Annotated in this window: 10 protein-coding genes; 3 read left to right on the top strand and 7 right to left on the bottom strand. The window is 73.4% G+C overall.

Features of this window, described 5'->3' with window-relative positions:
• Nucleotides 1-19 precede the first annotated feature (19 nt).
• The 3 genes from Actob_RS30050 to Actob_RS30060 all read left to right on the top strand — a co-directional run bounded on the left by Actob_RS30050 (nucleotide 20) and on the right by Actob_RS30060 (nucleotide 3,546).
• Complete coding sequence (locus Actob_RS30050; protein WP_284915213.1) at nucleotides 20-634, top strand: TetR/AcrR family transcriptional regulator; 615 nt, start codon at nucleotides 20-22, stop codon at nucleotides 632-634.
• Nucleotides 635-733: 99 nt separating this feature from the next.
• Nucleotides 734-1,150, top strand: a complete 417-nt coding sequence (locus tag Actob_RS30055) for a hypothetical protein (protein WP_284915214.1) — start codon at nucleotides 734-736, stop codon at nucleotides 1,148-1,150.
• Complete coding sequence (locus tag Actob_RS30060; RefSeq protein ID WP_284915215.1) at nucleotides 1,150-3,546, top strand: tetratricopeptide repeat protein; 2,397 nt, start codon at nucleotides 1,150-1,152, stop codon at nucleotides 3,544-3,546. The genes Actob_RS30055 and Actob_RS30060 overlap by 1 nt, the downstream gene beginning before the upstream one ends.
• Nucleotides 3,547-3,737: 191 nt before the next feature.
• Here Actob_RS30060 and araD read toward each other — a convergent pair whose 3' ends face one another.
• From araD to Actob_RS30095, 7 genes are all read right to left on the bottom strand, one after another.
• Complete coding sequence (araD, locus tag Actob_RS30065) at nucleotides 3,738-4,451, bottom strand: L-ribulose-5-phosphate 4-epimerase AraD (protein WP_284915216.1); 714 nt, start codon at nucleotides 4,449-4,451, stop codon at nucleotides 3,738-3,740.
• Nucleotides 4,452-4,549: 98 nt separating this feature from the next.
• Complete coding sequence (gene pstS / locus Actob_RS30070; protein WP_284915217.1) at nucleotides 4,550-5,629, bottom strand: phosphate ABC transporter substrate-binding protein PstS; 1,080 nt, start codon at nucleotides 5,627-5,629, stop codon at nucleotides 4,550-4,552.
• A gap of 11 nt (nucleotides 5,630-5,640) precedes the next feature.
• The gene (locus Actob_RS30075) at nucleotides 5,641-6,972 is read right to left on the bottom strand and encodes a hypothetical protein (protein WP_284915218.1); all 1,332 of its coding nucleotides are present in this window, start codon (nucleotides 6,970-6,972) and stop codon (nucleotides 5,641-5,643) included.
• Between the two features lie 255 nt (nucleotides 6,973-7,227).
• Complete coding sequence (locus Actob_RS30080) at nucleotides 7,228-8,007, bottom strand: MBL fold metallo-hydrolase (protein ID WP_284915219.1); 780 nt, start codon at nucleotides 8,005-8,007, stop codon at nucleotides 7,228-7,230.
• Between the two features lie 127 nt (nucleotides 8,008-8,134).
• The gene (locus Actob_RS30085; protein WP_284915220.1) at nucleotides 8,135-15,445 is read right to left on the bottom strand and encodes a DUF4011 domain-containing protein; all 7,311 of its coding nucleotides are present in this window, start codon (nucleotides 15,443-15,445) and stop codon (nucleotides 8,135-8,137) included.
• A gap of 109 nt (nucleotides 15,446-15,554) precedes the next feature.
• Nucleotides 15,555-16,973 carry a hypothetical protein gene (locus Actob_RS30090; protein WP_284915221.1) on the bottom strand — a complete coding sequence of 473 codons (1,419 nt, stop codon included), beginning with the start codon at nucleotides 16,971-16,973 and terminating at the stop codon, nucleotides 15,555-15,557.
• Between the two features lie 84 nt (nucleotides 16,974-17,057).
• Nucleotides 17,058-18,941, bottom strand: a complete 1,884-nt coding sequence (locus tag Actob_RS30095) for an AfsR/SARP family transcriptional regulator (protein WP_284915222.1) — start codon at nucleotides 18,939-18,941, stop codon at nucleotides 17,058-17,060.
• Nucleotides 18,942-18,967 lie beyond the last annotated feature (26 nt).

The following is an 18,967-nucleotide window of genomic DNA, read 5'->3' on the forward strand; positions in this document are numbered from 1 at the left end:
TGACGCTAGGATTCGCTCCATGGGACTGCGCGAGGAGAAGAAGCGTGCGACGCGGACCGCGATCGCCGACGTCGCACTGGGGCTGTTCCTGGAGCGCGGATTCGACCGCGTGACGGTGGCCGACGTGGCACGGGCGGTTCCGGTCTCGGTGAATACGGTGTTCAACTACTTCCCGACCAAGGAAGATCTCTTCTTCGACCGACAGGACGAGGTCGTCCAGCGGCTTCCGGCGGCGATCCGCGCACGGGCCGCCGGCGAGTCCGTGGCGGCCGCGGCACGGCGGGCGTTCCTGGCCGAGATCGATCGCGAGGACCCGACGCTCGGGCTGCAACCGGGCATCGCCGAGTTCTGGCGGGTGATCGACGAGAGTCCGGCGCTGCAGGCACGACTGCGGCACCTGCGGGACCGGACGGAGTCAGCACTGGCGGAGGCGTTGCGTGCGGTGACCGGCACCGGCGCTGACGATCCGATGCCGCGTGTTGCCGCCGCCTTGCTGGCCGCGGCGGATGCCACCCTGCATGCCGAGGTGCGCCGGCGGGTTCGCGCGGGAGACGATCCCACGTCCATTCGGGATCACCTGCGGCAGATGGCCGGGCTGACCTTCGACGCGGTGGAACGTGGCCTGCCGATCTGAAGCCGTAAGGCTGGAAGTACACCGGCGAGGGACGACCCACATTGACGGAGAGGATCTGCGAGATAACGTTCAGTGAACGTAGCTGACGAGAGGACGACGATGGATCCCACAGCATTGGCGTTCGCGACCGCGCTGGTATCAGCGATGGCCACCCAGACCTGGTCGGACGCTCGGGCCGCCGCTCTCGGCGTGTGGCGGCGGCGTAACGCGGCTGCCGGCACCGAGTCCATCGCCACCGACCTCGACGTCACCCGTGAGCGAGTGGTGACCGCGGGCGAGGCCGGCGACCCGGACACCGTTGACGCTGTCGTCGACGTGTGGCGGGGCCGGGTGCAGGAGCTCCTGCTCGACCACCCGGAACTCGCCACCGACCTGCAGGACGTCCTCACCACGACGCTGCTGCCGATGCTGACAGACACCCAGACTTCTCGCGTGCGGAGCATCATCATGACCGGCACCTCGCGCGACACCAGCACCTTCCATCAAATCGCCGGCAATCAGTACAACCATCGCTGATGACCGGACCCGAGGGGCGGCAATACGGCACCGCCGCCGATCGCAGCACCTTCAACCAGGTCCACGGTGATCAGTTCATCCTGCGAGACGGTCCCGACACCACCACCACCTTCCACCCGGTTCGCTCGCTGCGAGCAGACACGGTGTCGTTCACCGGCCGGGCCGACCAGGTGGCGATCCTGGTGCGTGACGCCGAGGCCAGCCGCGGCGTCACGATCTATGCCATCGACGGCATGCCCGGAGTGGGGAAGACGACGCTCGCGATCCATGTCGGGCACCTGCTGAGCACCCGGTTTCCGGACGCCCAATTCTTCATCGAGTTGCACGCGCACACGCCAGGCCGCTCACCGGCGCGTCCCGAGGATCTGCTGACCGACCTGCTGCTGGCAACCGGCATGACCGCGGAGCAGATCCCGGAAAGCCTCGATGAGCGAGCGGCGCGATGGCGGGATCGCATGGCAGGACGCCGTTTCCTGCTGATTCTGGACAACGCCGCCGCAACAGACCAGGTGGCGCCGCTGATTCCCGGCGCATCCGACTGTCTCGTGCTCGTCACCAGCCGGCGCCGCCTGACCGGGCTCCGGCGCACGTTCGGCGCCTCGCTGCTGCCACTCACGGTCTTCTCCGAGGCGGAGGCGACAGATCTTTATGCTCGCTTGCGCGGACCGGCGGCGGACGAGGCGGAGGAGACGGCCACCGTCCAGATCGTTCGCCTGTGCGGCTACCTTCCGCTCGCCATCACCATCCTCGCCGCCGGTCTGGAAACAGCGAACGCGCCCGGCACCGCGGAGGTGCTGACGGATCTGGAAACAGCACAGGATCACCTTTCCGCCATCGACTCGCGGCTCGACGACCAGGAACTCGGCGTGGCCGCCGCGTTCGACCTCTCCTACCAGCGATTGCCGGCCACCGAGCAAAGGGCGCTACGCCTGCTCAGCCTCTCGCTGGGCGATGACTTCGATACTCACGCCGCCGCCGCGCTGGTCGACGTCTCCCTCACCGACGCACGGCGGCTCCTGCGCGGCTTGCTGACCCAACGCCTGCTGAGCCAGCCGACCTCCGGCCGGTTCCGTCTCCATGATCTGATCGCCACCTACTCCCGGAGCCGGACGACCGGCGAAGAACGGACGCCGGCAGTTCACCGCCTCTTCGACTACTACCTGCACATGACGGCACGCTGCGACCCATGGCTGCCGCAGCACAGCGGCCGGCGCTCGGCGGCAGTCCCACCGGCGCGGCCGCTGACCACGCCGGCGCCGGCGATCACCACCCGAGCCGAGGCGGTGCGATGGCTCCGCGTCGAGCGCACGAGCATCCTGGCATCGCTGGAGTACGCCCGCGCCGAGCAGGAGGACGAACGTGTCGTCGAGTTGACCCGGTCCATCATCGCCCTCCTGCACATGGACGGGCCATGGTCCCAGGCCATCCACCTACTGGACGCCACGCTCGACATCCTGTCGGGGCGGAACGACCTGGCCGGGATCGCCTGGACATATGGCGAGACCGGCGTCTTCGCGCAACGGACCGGTGACTATCGCCTGGCCGCGGAGTTGCAAGAAAACTCCCTGCGGCTTTGCCGCGAACTCGGCGACCGCCACGGTGAAGCCGCCGCCCTCGTCGAAATCGGCATCCTGAAATTGCTCACCGCCGACTTCGCCGGCGCCGAGGCAGCCGAGGAGCAAGCGGTGATCGTCTATCACGACATCGGCTACTCCCGCGGCGAGGCATGGGCACTCGCGCAACTCGGCGTGCTCCGGCGTATCGCCGGTGACTGGCCGGCGTCCGAGGAATTCCAGGAGAGGGCCGCGGGCTTGCTCGAGCTCGCGGGCGATCTGTACGGCACCGCCTGGACCAGTGCCGAACTGGGTGTCATCCGGGGTAGATGGAAGAAATATCCGCAGGCCACGGAACTGACGGAACGCGCCATGTCGATCTACCGAGAACTCGGCGATCGCCGGGGCGAGGCTTATGGCTTCAATCAGATGGCCAGCATCCGTATCTGCACCAGGGATTTCGAGCATGCCGCCGGCCTGCTGGACCGTGGCCTGACGATATTCCTGGAGTTCGGCGACCGCCACGGCGAAGCCGAGGCGTACAACATCCAGGGCGCGCTGTTCCTGAAGACCCACCGGGCCGGCGAGGCCCGGGCCGCATTCGAGCGAGCCATGATCATCGCGCAGGAGATCGGGAATCCGTGGGAGCGAGCCAAAGCACTCGCCGGAACCGCCCTGTGCGGCTTCGCCCTGGGCCGGGTCGACGAGGAACGGTTTCAGCAGGCCGTCACCATGTGCCGGCAGGTCGGTGCGACCGCCCGGGTGGAGAAGCTTCTCGCCGAGCGCGGCAAGGTCCGGCAGGGACTCACGGCCGGCTTCGACGATGACGACTGGTGGCAATGAGTGGGGCGGGTTTTTGCCGGCCCGGGCGATGCTCCCAGCCACGCCCGGGCCGGCGGGTCACGCGATCCCCGCCAACTCAGCAGAAGTCGGGGAACGGTGGCCCGAGAGGCCCACCCAGAGACGCACCGCGTTCTGTTCGGTGCTCGCCGGTCGCTGCCGCGACGACGGGCAACGGGTGCGTCCGGGGTGGGTCAGGACTTGGTGGACGGGTTGCCGTAATAGGCGCCCGGGCCGTGCTTGCGCTTGAAGTGGCGCTCCTGGAGGTGCTGCGGCGTGGCGGCGGCCGGGTTCAGCGCCAGCGTCTTGATCGCCATGTCGGCGACCGCTTCGACGATGATGGCGTGCTCGACCGACTTCTTCGGCGAGACGCCCCAGGTGAACGGGCCGTGGTTGGCGACCAGGGCGGCCGGCATGGCGGCGGCGGCCTCGTCGTCACCGATCAGTTCGATGATCACCTGGCCGGTGTTGAACTCGTAGTCGGTGGCGCACTCCTCCGGGGTCAGCCCCCGGGTCACCGGCACCGGGCCGTTGAAGGTGTCGGCGTGCGTCGTGCCGAGCACCGGGATGTCCCGGTTGGCCTGGGCGAACGCGACAGCGTTGGCGGAGTGGGTGTGGGTGATGCCGCCGATCGACGGCCAGGCCAGGTAGAACGCGCGGTGCGACTCGGTGTCGACCGACGGGCGCAGGTCACCGTCGAGCACCTTGCCGGTCGCCAGGTCGACGGGGACCAGCATGTCCGGGGTGAGGTCGTCGTACGACACGCCGGAGGGCTTGATCAGGAAGTAGCCGCCGGCACGGTCGACGCCGCTGACGTTTCCCCAGGTGAGCTGGGCCAAGCCGGCCTTCGGGATCACCTGGTTGGCCAGCCACACGTCCTGGCGCAGGGCATCCGACCCGATCGTCACGTCGCGCTTCCTCTCCCGAATGTTAGCGCTCACCATACTGGATCGTGGCTGCGGAGGTAATGCCTTGACAATCACCTTGTGAGCGCCAACACCCAGGGTCAGCCCAGGTGGGCGGCCGCCGCGAAGACCCGCTCACGCAGCGTATCCGGGAGCGGCGCGAACCCGGCACCGGACACGGCGCGCTGGCCGGCCGGGCTGGCGGCGTAGGAGAGGAAGCCGCGGGTGACCGCCGAGGCGCCCCGCCGGCAGACGATCTCGTAGGTCACCTGCACCAGCGGGTAGGCGCCGCCGGGCAGGTCGTAGTCGAGGTCGAGGCGTAGATCGTTGTCGCCGGTGATCCCGGCTGAGGCGATCGCGGCGGTGGCGGCCTCGTCCGTGGCCGGGACGAAATCGCCGTGGGAGTTGCCGACATGTGCCATCGCCAGCTCGTTGACCCGGGCATAGGACGCCTCGACGTAACCGATCGCGCCGTCGGTGCGGGCGATCGCGGCGGCCAGCCGATCGCTGCCCCGGACCGCGAGGGCACCCGGCACCGGCCAGGTGGCGCCTGCGGGGAAGGGCCAGTCGGCGGTCGCGGCCAGGAACCGGGTGAAGTTCGCCGTGGTGCCGGAGTTGTCCTCGCGGTGGACCGTTCGGATCGGGGTGGCGGGCAGCGCCGTCCGCGGATTGTCGGCCGCGATCGCCTTGTCGTTCCAGGTGGTGACCTTGCCGGCGAAGATCTTCGCGATGGTCGCCGGGGCCAGGCGCAGGTCGCTGACGCCGGCCACGTTGTAGGCGAGCGCGATCGGCCCGATCACCAGCGGCAGGTGCACCGGCGGCGCGCCGCCGCACCGGGTGGTCGCGGCCGCCTGGTCGGCATCGCTGAGCACCGCGTCGGTACCGGCGAAATCACCCGTCCCGGACGTGAACGCCTTGACCCCCGCGCCGGAGCCGTTGCTGGTGTAGGCGACGGCCGCTCCGGCGCAGGCGATCTGGTACTGCTCGATCCACTCGTTGACGGCGTTGGCCTGCGCGGACGAGCCCTGCCCGCCGGCCTCCCCGGACGCGCAGGACACCGGGTCGTCGGCCCGTCGCGGTCCCTCGCAGGCGGTCAGCAGCAGGAGGCCGGCGAGCGCGGCCGCCGCCACCGGCAACGTCCGCGCGGCGCGGACGGGCACCGCCGCGAGAGACTTCTTCATCGCCGGGCTCCTCATCGGTACTCCGCCAACCGGCGCCGCACGCCGAGCGGCACCAGCAGGATGACCAGGGCCAGGACCAGCACGGGAAGCACCACCCAGCCGCGCAGCGTGCGCTCCGCGGCACGCAGTTCACGAGCGAAACCCTGCTTTCGTACGTCGGTGACAGCGCCCACCGCCGCGTCGAAGTAGGCGAAGTCGAAAGCCGCGTCGCCACGCCGGATGCCGGTCAGGGCGTCGACCGCCGCGCCGGTCCGGCCCGCCTCGGCCAGCGACAGCACCTTCTGGTGATCGCGCCGGTAGGCCTCCCAGCGCCGCAGCGCCTCGGAGCCGGCCAGCCATGTCAGGCCGTGCCCGCACCGGTACTCCACCTCGAACGTCGGGGAGGTCAGGCACTCCGACTTGCCGGTGAAGTCGTCCCGGTAGAGGGCCAGGTTCGCGGAGACGACGTAGCGGCTGGTGTCGGCGGCGGCGTCGTATCCGACCGCGCGCAGACGGGACAGTTCGAGGTACGGCGTCAGGTGCTCCTCCCGCGCGGCGGACATCCGCCCGGCCTGGCTGCCGAGCACCACCATCGCGGCGAGGGCGAGCACCAGGCTGAGCGCCGTGGCGCCGAGCAGTGCCGGGTTCATCGCGCGGCGGAACCGGCGGGCCAGCCAGATCTGGAGCATGATCAGCAGGGCGATCAGGGCCCCGCCGAGCAGCACGATCAGCGTGTAGCCGGTGGCCTCGGTGGCGTGCTTGCCGGAGTAGGCCCGGTCGAGCCGGGCGGTGGCCGCGTCCCGCAGGTGCTGGGCCGCCGGGAGCAGGCGCTGGTGCAGCACGTTCGTCGCCTGGGTGTAATAACCGAGCGCCTCGGCGGGAAGCCGGCCGGCCGGCCGCCGCTCGACCCGGTCGGCCGCGGTGATCGTCTGCCCGATCCGCTGGTGGTAGACGGCCAGGCCGTTCAGCAGGTCGACGACGACGGTCCGGTCGGCGGCGCCGGCCGCGAGCACCTGCTCCAGGTCGGCGTCGACCTGGTGGGACCGCTCGCGGTAGGCGCCCAGGGCGTCGACCCGGGTACCCGCGAGGGCGTCCGCGTCGCCGGTCAGCAGCAGGCGGGTGGCCTGCGCGTCCATGTCGCTGAGGGCGAAGTAGAGGTCGGCGGCGGTGGCCGCCTGCGGGGCCGCCTCCCGGCCGATGACCCGGATCTCGCCCCGCACCCGGGCCATCACCAGGCTGGTCGCCGCGAGCAGGGCGGTGGCCGCGAGGACCACCAGCACCGACCACAGGCGCAGGCGGGCGGGGGTTTCCTTCCGGACCAGATTACGTGCGGTATTTCTGGTCGCTTCCAAAACCGCTGGCACATCGGCCACGGTAACCCATGGCCGCAAAATTCCTGGCGTTTACCTGGCGTTCATTCAAATGACGTTTTCGCAGGTCAGCAGCATATCGGCCGATTTCCGGAATTGCCTTTCATGGGATTCGCGAGACGCATCGGAAAAGGGATCAAGGGTGGCGGCCAAGGGCCTGTCGGGGCCGCGCCGGCAACGGACCGCGGCGGAGGCCGGAAGGTGACGAGAGCGGCGGGAGCGGCGTGGACGACCGGACCGGAGCGGTGCTCAGGCGGCGGCGAGGGCCGCGTAGATGACCGGGTCGTGGGCGGAGAGGAGGGTCAGGTCCGGTTCGGCGCGCTGGTGCAGGGCGGCCAGGCGGGCGTGGTTGGCGCGGACCTGGGAACGGTCGAAGGCCACAGCGGTCTCGGCGATCCGCAGGCCGAGCGGGACCCGGGTGCCGTCCAGGGTGCCGCGGTGGTAGAACGCGTCACCGCAGTGCAGCAGCCAGCGGGAACCCGCGTCGACCGCCACGCAGGCGTGCCCGCGGGTGTGCCCGGGCAGCGCGATCAGCACGATGCCGGGGGCGATCCCGGTCAGCTCCTTGGCCGCCGCGAAACCCCGCCAGCTCTCGCCCTGCGGGGTGTGCTCGACCAGGTGGGGGCCGTGCGACCACTGGGCGCTGCGGAACCGGCGGCGCTCGCCACGGGTCGGCGGGCGCAGGGCCCCCTCGGCCTCCGCGGCGGTGACGTGGACCTGGGCGTGCGGGAAGTCGGCCAGGCCACCGATGTGGTCGATGTCGAAGTGGGTGACGACGATGTGGCGTACGTCGGAAGGCCGGAAACCGAGCCGCTCCACCTGGACCACAGCGGTCTCCTCGCGGTCCAGGGCGGGACGCAGCAGGTGCCGGGGCGGGCCGAGGCGGGTCGCCGGGTCGGCCAGGTCGCCGAGGCCGAACCCGGTGTCGACCAGGACCAGGCCGTTGTCGGTCTCGGCCAGCAGCACGTGGCAGACCAGGGCGCCGCCGGGGGCGCGCATGGTGCCGCAGTTGAGGTGATGAACACGCACGCCGCGAAGGTACGCCGAAGCGCGCCGGAAAGCGATCACCCCGGACCGCCGAGCGGAGGGACCTGGTCGATGGCGGACAGGCGGCGCAGCGGACAGGCGGCCGGGCGGCCGGGTGGATCAGTGGCGGTCAGTGATGGGTGGGATGGTGAGCCAGGCGGCGGGCCGAGTCGTGGTGCGGGAGCGACGTCGCGTCAGGGAGGCCGTGCGCCGCGGAGAGGCCGTCCGGCTGCTGCACCAGGTGCCCCTCGGCGACCAGATCGGCGAGCAGACCGGTGAGCCGGGCGTCGAGTTCGGTCGACCGGCGGGTGGACCAGCCGTAGAGCCTGGTGACGGCGGCCAGCACCTCGTCCACCGACAGCATGCCGCCGTCGATCACCAGGTTCTCGCAGGCCACCGCCAACTCGGCGTCGGCGATCTGGTCGGCCTTGCGGGCCACCCCGTCGGCCCGGTAGCGGACCACCGGGAACTCCTGGTCCGGGTCGCCGAGGAAGGTGCCGTCCCAGGCCACCCCGGCCTGCTCGATGGCGTCCTCGATGGCGCCCCGGGCGTTCCGGGCGATCCGCGGCAGGCCCCACTCCTCGCGCATGCGCTGCAGCGCCACGCTGATGTGCACCGGGCCCTCGATCTCCGCGAGGCGCCGCACGGCGGCGATCAGGTGCGGACGCAGGGCCGGGTCGGTGAGGACGGCGCCGGGCGGCAGCGGGTCCAGGGCCGCTTTCTGGTACGGGTGAGCCCACTCGCCACTGCGCTCCACCCGGGCGGCCACCTCGAACCCCGCCGCCTCCGCCGGGCTGGTCGCCGGCCACGTCTCGGCGTGGTGGGTCCAGCCGGGCGGCGCGGCCATCGTCTCCTCGAACTCGGCCACCGCGGCGGCCATGTCCGGCTGCCCCTCGATCGACTGGTACCAGGCCGGCCGGTGGCTCTCCGGGAGGGGCGAGGTCAGCGCCGAGCGCACGGACTGCTCGGCCACCGTGGCGGCGGCGTCGGCTAGGTCCGGGTCCAGGCCGGCGGACTCCGTCAGCTCGGTACGCAACTGGTAGATGGCACCCAGCCGGTCGGCGGGCTCGGCGGTCTCGTGCAGGCCGGCCAGGAACTGCGCGGCGGCCGCGGCCAGTTCCTCGGTGCCGACGCCGAACCGGGCGGCGACCTCGGCGAGATCCTCCCGGCTGGCGACGGCCGGCTCCGGCGACCGAGCCGCCTCCACGAACGGCTCCGGCGGCTGAACGACCTCCGCGAACGACTCCGGCGACCGGACGGCCTCCGCGAACGACTCCGGCGACCGGACGGCCTCCGCGAACGACTCCGGCGACCGGACGGCCTCCGCGAACGACTCCGGCGACGGGACGGCTTCCGGGGCCGGCTCCTCGGCACGACCGGCCGACGGCCATTCGACGCGCCGCGGCGCGGGTTCGCCGGGGCGGCTCGCGGACGGCCACTCGACCGACGAGACCTGCCGTTCGTCGGCGGACGACACGGACGGCCGCCTGGTGGCGCCGAGCCGGGCCGCCAGCTCCGACTCGCTGGCCGAGGGCCAGGTCACCGACGCGACCTGCCGGTCCCGCTCGCCGGCGAGGGCGGACCGGCCGGTGGACCGGTGGACGGTCGCCGACGTCTCGTCCCGGCTGGCCGTCGGCCACCGCACCGCCGAGACCGGCTTGCCCTCGGCGGTCTGCTCGGCCACCTGCTCCGGCCGGGCGGCGGCCGGCCAGTCGACCCGCTCCGGGACCTCGGCCCGGCTGGCGAACGGCCATTCGGCCCGGATCGTGTTCTCCCCCGCCGGGGCGGACCGGTCGGGCTCCGCCACCGGCTCCTCGGGCGCCGCGTGCCGGCCCGGCTCGGCGCTACCGGCCGACCAGCCGGCCTCCTCGTGCGAGGGCCACGCGACCCGCTCCGGAACCTCGGCGCGGCTGGCGAACGGCCAGTCCGCCCGCACGGTGTCCTCGGCCGCCGGGTTCGGCCAGGCGTCCGGCTCGGCGTGCGACGGCGCCTCGGGAACCGCCGGTTCGGCCGGTGCCGGGGCGGCCGCCGCCAGCTCGTCGCCGAGGTAGGCCTCGACCACGGCGAGTTCCTCGGCGCCGGCCTGCGCCGCGGCGAACCGGGCCGCGATCCGCGACACGTCGGACGGATCGGCGGTGGCCGGCGCGGCGGTGGCGAACGACGGCGCGGGCGAGCCGGCGACCGGCTCGCCGAAGACCGGCGCCGGCTCCCCGGCGTGTGACACCTCAGCGAACTCGGTCAGCGGCGCGTCGTAGTCGAAGGTGGCCATGACCGCGTCGTGGATCCGGGTGTCGTCAGTCTCGTGGGCGTCCGCCAGCTCGGCCTCGGCGGCTGCCTCGGCCTCGGCCAGCCCGATGTCACCGGCATCGTGCCAGGCGAGCACGATCTCCGGTTCGACCACGCCGTCCCCGACCTCAACCTGGGCTTCGGTGAAGGCGGAGACGGGTCCGTTGGCGGGCGCGGTGGCGGAGGCGGCGGCGTAGGCGGCCGCGGGCGCCGAGGTGGCGACCGAGGCCGAGGCGGGACCGGAGACCGGTCCGGAGGCGGGGACCGGCCCGGCGGCCGAGACCCCGGCGACGGCCGCGGCGAGTTCCTCGGCGGACACCCGTTCCCGTTCCACCCCCGGCTCGGCGAGCCCGGCCCCGCTCCCGTCGTACCCGAATCGCTCCTGATCCGTGTCGGTGTAACCGGCGGCGTAGCCCGCCGCACCCTCCGCGACCGGCTGTTCCGGCGCGCCGAGCTGGGGTGCCGGCGCCTCCTCCGGCAGCAGCGCGAACGCGTCCTCGATGGCGGCCCGCAGCCGCGTCTCCTCCCGCTCCCGGTCCAGGTACCAGGCGGTCCCCCAGACCCGGTGCAGCTTCCAGCCCAGCCCCTCGAGCACCTGCTCGCGGATCCGGTCCCGGTCGCGCGCGGTCGGCGCCGAGTCGTAGGTGGTCCCGTCGCACTCGATGCCCAGGGCGTAGGGCGCGTTGCGGCGGGCCGAGCGGCGCACCGCGATGTCGATCCGGTACGCGCCGGCGCCGACCCGGGTGTTCACCCGGTAACCCCAGCCGCGGATCACGTCGCGCACCGAGTCCTCGAACGGGGTCTGCGACTCCAGCGGCTCCGGCTCGGTGTCCAGGTTGAGCGCGGGGATGCCACGGGCCGCGTAGTCCAGGAAGTCGGCCAGCCGGGAGTCGTCGGCCGGCAGATCGCGGGAGCGGACCGCGGTGACCACCTCGAGGCGGCGGCGGGCCCGGGTGGTGGCCACGTTGAGCCGCCGCCAGCCGTCCGGGCCGGTCAGCCCGCCCAGGTCGGCGCCGATCGCGAAGATCACCACGTCGCGCTCGTCGCCCTGCACCGCGTCCAGGTCCTTGATGAAGAAGCCGCGCAGCCGGTCGTCCTCGGGCGGGACGACCATGTCGGCGACCGCGGCCTCGATCTCGGCGGCGTCCGCGGCCGTGCAGACCACCACGCCGAGGCTGAGCTCCGGCCGGGTGACCAGGTGGTGGGCGACCCGGGTGGCGACCAGGCCGGCCATCGACAGGTCACCGCCGGCCGGGTAGAGCTGCACGCCGGCGTCCGGCCCGGCCGGCGCGAACGCCGGGAACGTGGTGAGCCGGCCCTGGTAGAACGCGTGGTTGGCGAACGCGATCAGCGACTCGTCCCGGCTGCGGTAGTGGGTGAGCAGGTCGAGGACCCGGAACGCGCCGCAGCTCACCGCGAGCTCCAGGATCGAGCGCGGGTCGCCGCCGGGGATCGGTGCGACGGTCAGCTGCCGGTCGTCGCCGCAGACCACCAGGGCGTTGCCGCGGTAGGCGCAGGTGATCGCGTCCGGCACCGGCACCCGGGACGCCTCGTCGATGATCACGACGTCGAAGGCCAGGTCGGGCGGGAGCAGCCGGCTCACGTCGGCCGGGGACATCACCAGGCACGGCTTGACCGCCATCGCGGCGTGCGTGGTGCGGGCGAACAGGTCCCGGACCGGCAGCCGGCGGCCCTGCTGGGCGGCGGTGGCGCGGAGCAGCGCGGCCTCGCCGGCCGCCGACTCGGCCGGCTGCAGCGCGTCGACAGCGTTCATCACCTCGGCGGCGGCGGCCCGCTGCAGGTGGTCGTCCCAGAGCCGGAACTCCTCGACCAGCCGGTCCCGGGAGACCGCGTCGAGCGGGGCGAGCCGGTCGTCCTCCCGGATGATCGCGTCCGCCCACGACTGGAAGAGGGCCCGGCCCAGCACCGGCAGGATCTGCTCGACCGGCAGGTCCTCGCGGGCGCAGAAGTCGACCACCGGGTCGAGGCCGTGCTCGGCGAGGACCGCGCGGGCCGCCTGGTGGTCGAACCACTCCTGCTGGCCGCGGCTGTCCTCGAGCAGTTCACGGAGCAGCTCGCGGGCGGATTCCCGCTCCTCCAGGGCGATGCCGAGGGCGGGGTGCCGGGCCGGCGCGAACGCGCGGAGGATCCAGTCGCGGGCGGACTGCCACTCGGCGACCCGGGACGGCAGGGTGTCGCTGGGCCTGACCCGGCCGAGGATCTCGGCCTGCTCGGCGGTGAACGCGACGTCCGCGCCGTTGCGGATCCGGCGCGCCTCGGAGGTCCAGGCCATCGCGGCGGCCAGCGCCTCCACGTCGGTCTGGGTGCCGCGATAGGCGGCGCCGAGGATCCGGGCGTACTCCTTGGCGTTGCTCGTCAGCGCGGTAGCGGCATCCGAGGCGCTCTCCCGGAGCAGCCCGATCGCGGCCGCCTCGGCCAGCGTGAAGTCCCGGCCGGCCGCCACGCTGTACGCGTGCACCAGCTCGGCCACCGAGGTCAACGGCTCGACGTGCGCGCGCAGCCAGGTGACCGCGTCGTGGATCGGGCCGGCGGCCAGCTGCGGGCGGGGTGCCGGCTCCGGCGGCGTACGCAGCGCCGCGGTCCACCTGTCGAACTCCTTGCCGGCCTCACCGACGATCCGGATGATCGCGCTGTTCGGGGTGGCCGCGCAGATCCGCTCGATCAGGGTGGGCAGCGCCTCGGGCGGGGTGACCTTCAGGGTCTCCTCGGCGGTGACCAGCGCCCGCTCGATCGCGTCGAAGTCGGTGTCGGTGCCCGCCCAGTGCTTGCCGAGGATGGCGGCGTGCTCCTGCTCGGCCTCGGCCAGCTCCTGCAGGGCGCGTTTCCAGGCGGCCGCCGCGGTCAGGTTGGCGACCGCCTGCGACCGCTTGACGTCCGGCCGGGCGATGCCGGCGGCGGCCTTCTTGTCCCGCCGGGACTGCGCGCTCAGCTTGCGCAGCCCCTTGTGCTGGTGGGCGAACCGCTGCGCCAGCTCGTCCACCGGCTCGGCCAGCGCGTTGTCGCTGAAGTGTTCCCGGGCCCGGGCCTCGGCGGCCTTCACCACGTTGACCACGCGCCGCAGGTTGCGCATCGCGGCGTGCGCGGCGTTCATGCCCATCGCGTCGAACCAGCCGGGTTCCGGCTTGTCCGGGCGGGACAGCAGGTCGACGATGGCGGCCAGCCGGGGCAGGTCGGTGAAGGCGACCACGTTGGGCAGGCCGAGCCGGGCGGTGACCCGGTCCAGGCTGTGCTGGTGCTGTTCGAGCCGGTCGGCCTCGTCGGCGAACCGGCGGGCCAGGCCGCGGGCCTGCGCCGCGGTGAGCGGGAGCAACTCCACGGCGGGCGGCTTGAGGTGCCCGAGACTCGGGATGATCGGCAGCTTGGCGGGGGACGGCAGCGCGCTCCAGGTGGCGCCGGACTTGGCCCGTACCGCGTCCTCGGCCTGGTGCAGCGTCTTGAGGTGGCGCGCCAGGCCCTCGGCGGCCCGGGCCACCGGTTCCAGGCTGGCCATGGTGAGCCACTCGTCGGCGGCCTCCGGCGGGCGCCGGGTGGCATGCCCGATCAGGGTGGTCAGGGTGATCGCCTCGCCGATCGAGCCGATCAGGAACGCCTCGGCGATCGGGTCCCGTTCGATCGCCTCGGTCAGGTGGTCGAGGGCGGCCTGCGCCTGGTGCAGCCGGGCGTCGAGCCGGTTGTGGTCGATCACGTCGCGCCAGAGGAAGTTCTCGCCCTCACGGGCCGGGCGCCAGGACCGGCCGAGGCGTTCGGCGGCGTCCCGGACCCGCTGCAGCGACTGGGTGGTGAGCGGGATCGGCAGTTCGGCCAGCGTCGGCGCCTGCGGTACGTCGGTCATCTGCGCGCACATGCCGAGCACGTCGTGCAGCCGGTGGCCGAGCGGCTCGCGGACCTCGTTCATCGCCTCGGCGTACGCGTTGAGCCGCTGCCGGTGTTCCCGCAACGCCGCCCGTTCGTCGGTGGACAGGTCCGGCGGCGGCAGCGGGATGAAGTCGAGCGCGGCGGCCAGCGCGGCGGCCACCTCCTCCCGGCCGGTCCGCCCGCTGTGCAGTTCGAGCAGGTAGTCGTGCAGCCCGACGGCGGCGAGCCGGTCCCGGACGGTGTCCAGGGCGGCGGCCTTCTCGGCGACCAGCAGCACCCGGCGGCCGGCGTGCAGCAGCACACCGATCATGTTGGCGATGGTCTGCGACTTGCCGGTGCCGGGCGCGCCGCGCATCACGAACGAGCGGCCGTGCAGCGCGGCGGTGACGCAGGACCGCTGGGCGGCGTCGGCGTCGAGGACCAGCGGCACGTCGTCGGGGGTGGCCACCTCGTCGATCCGGCGGCCGGCGATCACGTCGAACTTGAACGCGTCCGGCTGCCCCTCCGGGTGGCCGGCCAGCGCGCGGATCACCGGGTGGGCCAGCACCTTGCGTTCGTGGTCGAGCAGGTCGGTGTACATCACCTCGCGGTGCACGGCGAATCGGGCCAGCACTATCGCCTCGTCGGAGTGCCAGTCCGGGTGGTCGCCGAGGGCGGCGTCCAGGCGGGCCCAGAAGACCGTGACGTCCAGCCCGGCCAGGCTGTCCACCGCGGGCAGCTCGATGTTGTGCCGGCGCAGGCAGATGTCCAGGGCCGGGTTGACGATCGGGTCCTCGGCCCGGGGCCGCAGCCGCGGGTAGTCCTCCGGGTCCGGGCAGACCAGGTCGACCGGGATCAGCAGGATCGGGCTGCAGTGCCGGCTGTCGCCGCCGGGAGTCGGGGCCGTGTCCGCCCAGCGCACCGTGCCGAGACCCAGGTAGAGCGTGGCGACGCCCTGTTCGAGCAGGTCACGGTGGGCGGCCCGGCGCAGGGCGCGCAGCGTGCCGTCCATCTCCGCGTCGGTCATCGCGGTCTGGAAGACGTGCGCGGCGCGTGGCCGCGGGCCCTCCGCCTGCTCCTCGACGCCCAGGAAGCCGCACTCGCGGCCCTGCTGGAGCGCCTCGACGACGCTACGCGGCGAGGGACTGACGATCTCCACCACACCGGGCGCCGTGGTCCGCACGTCGATCAGCGGATTGGCGCCGCTGAGGTCGAGCAGCCCGTCCCGCCACGACTCCAGCGTCGCCCGTACCCGGGCATCAGGCCGCCCCGTGAACCCGTCCGACTGATCCCACCGCATTTTCCCATTGCAGCAAGGCGACGGGCCGCATGGTGGCGTTTTTTCGGGTTAATCCGACGTTCCGCACGGATCGGGCCAACTGGCCGCCACACCCGTCACAGCGGCACCGTCAGTCCCAGGTCGGAACCCACCACTGCCAGCCGGCCGGGGCGAGCGGCCAGGCGGCGTCCGGTCGCCAGCCCTCCGGCGGGTACCAGCCCTCCGGCGGAACCGGCCAGCCCGGCGGCACCTGGAACTTGATGCCGGTGGGCGCCGGCGGGATCGGCGGGTGCCGGTTCGGCTCCGGGGCGGGCGAGACCGGTGCGGTGCCGGTCGCGGCGGCCTGCTGGTTCGCCATCACCGCGCTGAGGGCCGGGATGACGGTGGTCTCGGCGATCTCGCCGGTGCCGCCGAAGAGCGAGGTGCCCGGCGGCGGGGAGGTCGGCACGCCGGGGATCTGGTGGGCCGGCACGCCGGGGACCACCGGCTCCTCGGCCTGGGTCCGCCCGGCGATCGTCGGCACCGGGCCGCTGACCGAAGCCGCCCAGCTCGGCACCTGGCCGCTGGGCTGCACCCAGGCCGGCACCAGCTCGCTGCGGTCCATCCAGGTGGGGTGCGCGTCGCTGCCCTGGGCGGCCCAGGCCGGCACGGCGTCGCTGCCGGCCATCCAGCTGGGCACCGCCGAGGTGCCGGCGGCCGGCAGGCCCGGCGCGCCGCTGGACGGCGCCACCGGCGCGGTGGCCGGCGGCGGCGAGACCGGCGCGGCCCGGCCCGCGGTGCCGCGCCCGGCCGGGCCGGTCCAGCTCTCCGGCAGGTCCTGGACCCGGGCCACGTAGAGCAGCAGCTCGGTCTTGATCGCGTTGCTCTTGACGATCGCGCGGGCGGCCACCACCAGGCCACGCTCGGCCTGGTAGCGCAGCACCGGGGTGAGCTCGTAGCTCATCTTGGGGCTCAGGTCGCCGACCCGGGCGTCGCCGAGCCGGACCTCGACCAGGTGCCCGGCCATCTCGTGCAGGGTCACGTACGCCCAGCACTCGCCCTCCGGCCGATGGAAGCGGGCCAGCGCGTCGAGGTGCTGCTCCTGGCCGTAGACCTGCAGCGCCGAACCGGTGGGCAGCAGCCGGTGCTCCTGCCGCGGCGGCTCGTTGGCCGGCACGATCATGTGCGGCTCGGCGAGGTCGAGGCGGATGGTGCCGACGAAGGCCGGCGGGCGGCCGTCGTACTCCCCCCACTCGCGGCCGTGGATCTGGGCGTTGACCTCGGGGATGAGGTTGCGCTTGGTCAGCTCGGTCAGGACGCCGACGTAGCGGGCGGCCTCCGGGCGTGGCAGGTGGCCGAGCAGGGCGTTGTCGGACCAGACTCCGACGGCGTTGCGGTCGTGGCGGTTGCTGCGGTCGGGTATCAGCTGGACCGGGACGGTTATGTCGGTTCCCTGCGGATCGAAGTTCGCCCCGAAGAGCGCACGGATCGCTTTCGCGTAGTGCGTCTCACCGACGACCTCGGCGCTAGCCCAGCCCGCTTGACCCCAGAGTTGGAACCGATTTGCCACACGGGAACGCTAGTGTCTGCTTTCCGTCAGTGACGTCGTCCTTACGGATGAGTGGCCTCAGCCGGACGGTCCGTATCCAAAAGATCAACTCTCCGCGTCGAGCGCTCGGTCCAGGTTCGCGAGCTGTTCACCCACCGTTCCGATGGAGATCATCCCGGTTCCGGCACCCGCCCACTCACCGGCCGCCGGCCGCAGGGCGGTCCGGGCGCGCTCCATCATCTGACGATCGCCGCTGGTCACGGCCACTCTCGCCAGCAGGCACCAGAGCGCGTCGGCGAGCAGGCCGGGCGGCGGGTCCGGGAGATCCCGCAGCGCACTGTGGTCCCACAGGGGGACGACCCATCTAACGTACGACCCGAAGCCCTCGGGCTCGCCGAGCTCGCGATCCCGCCGCAGCCTGGCCCCGAGCAGCGCCAGGGCGACGAGGCCGTCCCGGAGGCCGGGCATCTCGGCGGCGTCCAGCCGGTCGCCGAGGTCCCGATAGGCCCGCTCCACCGCGTCGTACCCGGCTCCGCCCAGGTCCAGCCGCAGCGCCGCGTACCCGGCGGTGAACACCTCGACCAGCGGCAGCTCGTAGCGGGCGCCCAGCTCCCCGGCCGCCGCCGCGTGCCGGTCGGCGCCGGGCAGGTCGCCGAGCGCGGACCGCGCCTGCACCCGGATCAGGTGCCCCAGCACCTCCGCGGTCACCAGGCCGTGCCGGGCGGCCAGCCCGATCAGCTCGGCGCCGGTCGCGTCCCGCGCCGGGGCCGTACCGATCCGCTGGCAGCACTGCATCCAGCTGGCGTTCAGCGCGAACGCCAGCAGCCCCGGATCGTCCAGCCCGCGGGCGATCTCCTCGGCCTCCCGGGCGCACTCCCCCGGCCACCGGTCGGTGGTGCCGCGTGCCTCCAGGGCGATGGTGCTCAGCAGCCGGGCGCGGGCCGCCGGGTGCCCGGCCGGCAGCGCGGCGAGCGTGCGCCCGGCGGCGGCGACGAGGCCGGCCGCCCGGTCCGGGTCGTCGGAGCGGGGCCAGACGGCCGGCACGTCGTACGCCCCGATCACCCGGGCGGTCAGCTCCGGGTCGCCGAGCTGCTCGGCCGCCGCCACCGCCGCGCTCCGCTGCTCCCGGGCCGCGCGCAGGCCACCGGCCCCGGTCACCGCCAGGTTCCGCAACAGCCCGGCCGCCGACTCCAGCCGCGCCCGCGCGCCCCCGGCCACCCGGTCGTACGCCGCTGCCGCCCGGGCCAGCGGATCCGCGCCGGTGTCGAGCGCGGGCGCCTGGCGCAGCACGTCCTGCTCGAGGCGGCGCAGGGCCGGCCCCGGATCGACGCCGAGCTGCTCGACGAGCAGGGCGCGGGCGCGGCGCAGCACGGCGAGGGCGTCGCCCTGGCGGCCGGCCCGATACAGGGCGAGGGCGAGCAGGCGCCAGCCCTCCTCCCGCCACGGATGCGCCGTGACGTGCGCGTCCAGGTCGGCGATCGCCGTGGCGTCCAGGCGGGCGGCGGCCCGGCGTTCGACGGCGTGCAGGCGCAGCTCGGTGAGGCGGGCCCGGTCGGCGGCGGCCCACGGCGCGTCCGGGAAGTCGGCGTGGGCGGGACCGCGCCACCAGCCCAGCGCCTCGTCCAGCCGGTCCGGGTCGTCCGAGTGCGCCGCGACCTCGAACCGCCAGGCGTCGACGGCCTGCGGGGCGGGGCGCAGGGCGTACCCCAAACCCTCGGTGACCAGCAGCGACGCCGGCGCTCTCGGGCGTCGGTCCGGTTCCAGGGCGCGCCGCAACGCGGCGACGAACGTCCGCACCGCGGCGACCGCGCCGTCCGGCGGCGCCACCCAGAGGTCGGCGACCAGGTCACCGACCGGGACCACCCGCCGCCTCGCCACTAGCAGCCGGGCCACCACCGCGCGGTGCATCGGCCCCTTCAGCCCGATCGGGCGGCCGGCGGCATCGGTGGCGGTCATCGGCCCGAGGACCCCGAAGCGGATCTCGCTCATCGGTTGCTCATCCACCCTCCGCAGGC

It is taken from the genome of Actinoplanes oblitus (assembly GCF_030252345.1).
In the GTDB taxonomy this organism is placed as follows: domain Bacteria; phylum Actinomycetota; class Actinomycetes; order Mycobacteriales; family Micromonosporaceae; genus Actinoplanes; species Actinoplanes oblitus.

Bases quoted from the DNA above. Each gene is read 5' to 3' on its own strand.
- Actob_RS30050 (WP_284915213.1), top strand. From the start codon at position 20: ATGGGACTGCGCGAGGAGAAGAAGCGTGCGACGCGGACCGCGATCGCC.
- Actob_RS30055 (WP_284915214.1), top strand. From the start codon at position 734: ATGGATCCCACAGCATTGGCGTTCGCGACCGCGCTGGTATCAGCGATG.
- Actob_RS30060 (WP_284915215.1), top strand. From the start codon at position 1,150: ATGACCGGACCCGAGGGGCGGCAATACGGCACCGCCGCCGATCGCAGC.
- pstS (WP_284915217.1), bottom strand. From the start codon at position 5,629: ATGAAGAAGTCTCTCGCGGCGGTGCCCGTCCGCGCCGCGCGGACGTTG.
- Actob_RS30085 (WP_284915220.1), bottom strand. From the start codon at position 15,445: ATGCGGTGGGATCAGTCGGACGGGTTCACGGGGCGGCCTGATGCCCGG.
- Actob_RS30095 (WP_284915222.1), bottom strand. From the start codon at position 18,941: ATGAGCGAGATCCGCTTCGGGGTCCTCGGGCCGATGACCGCCACCGAT.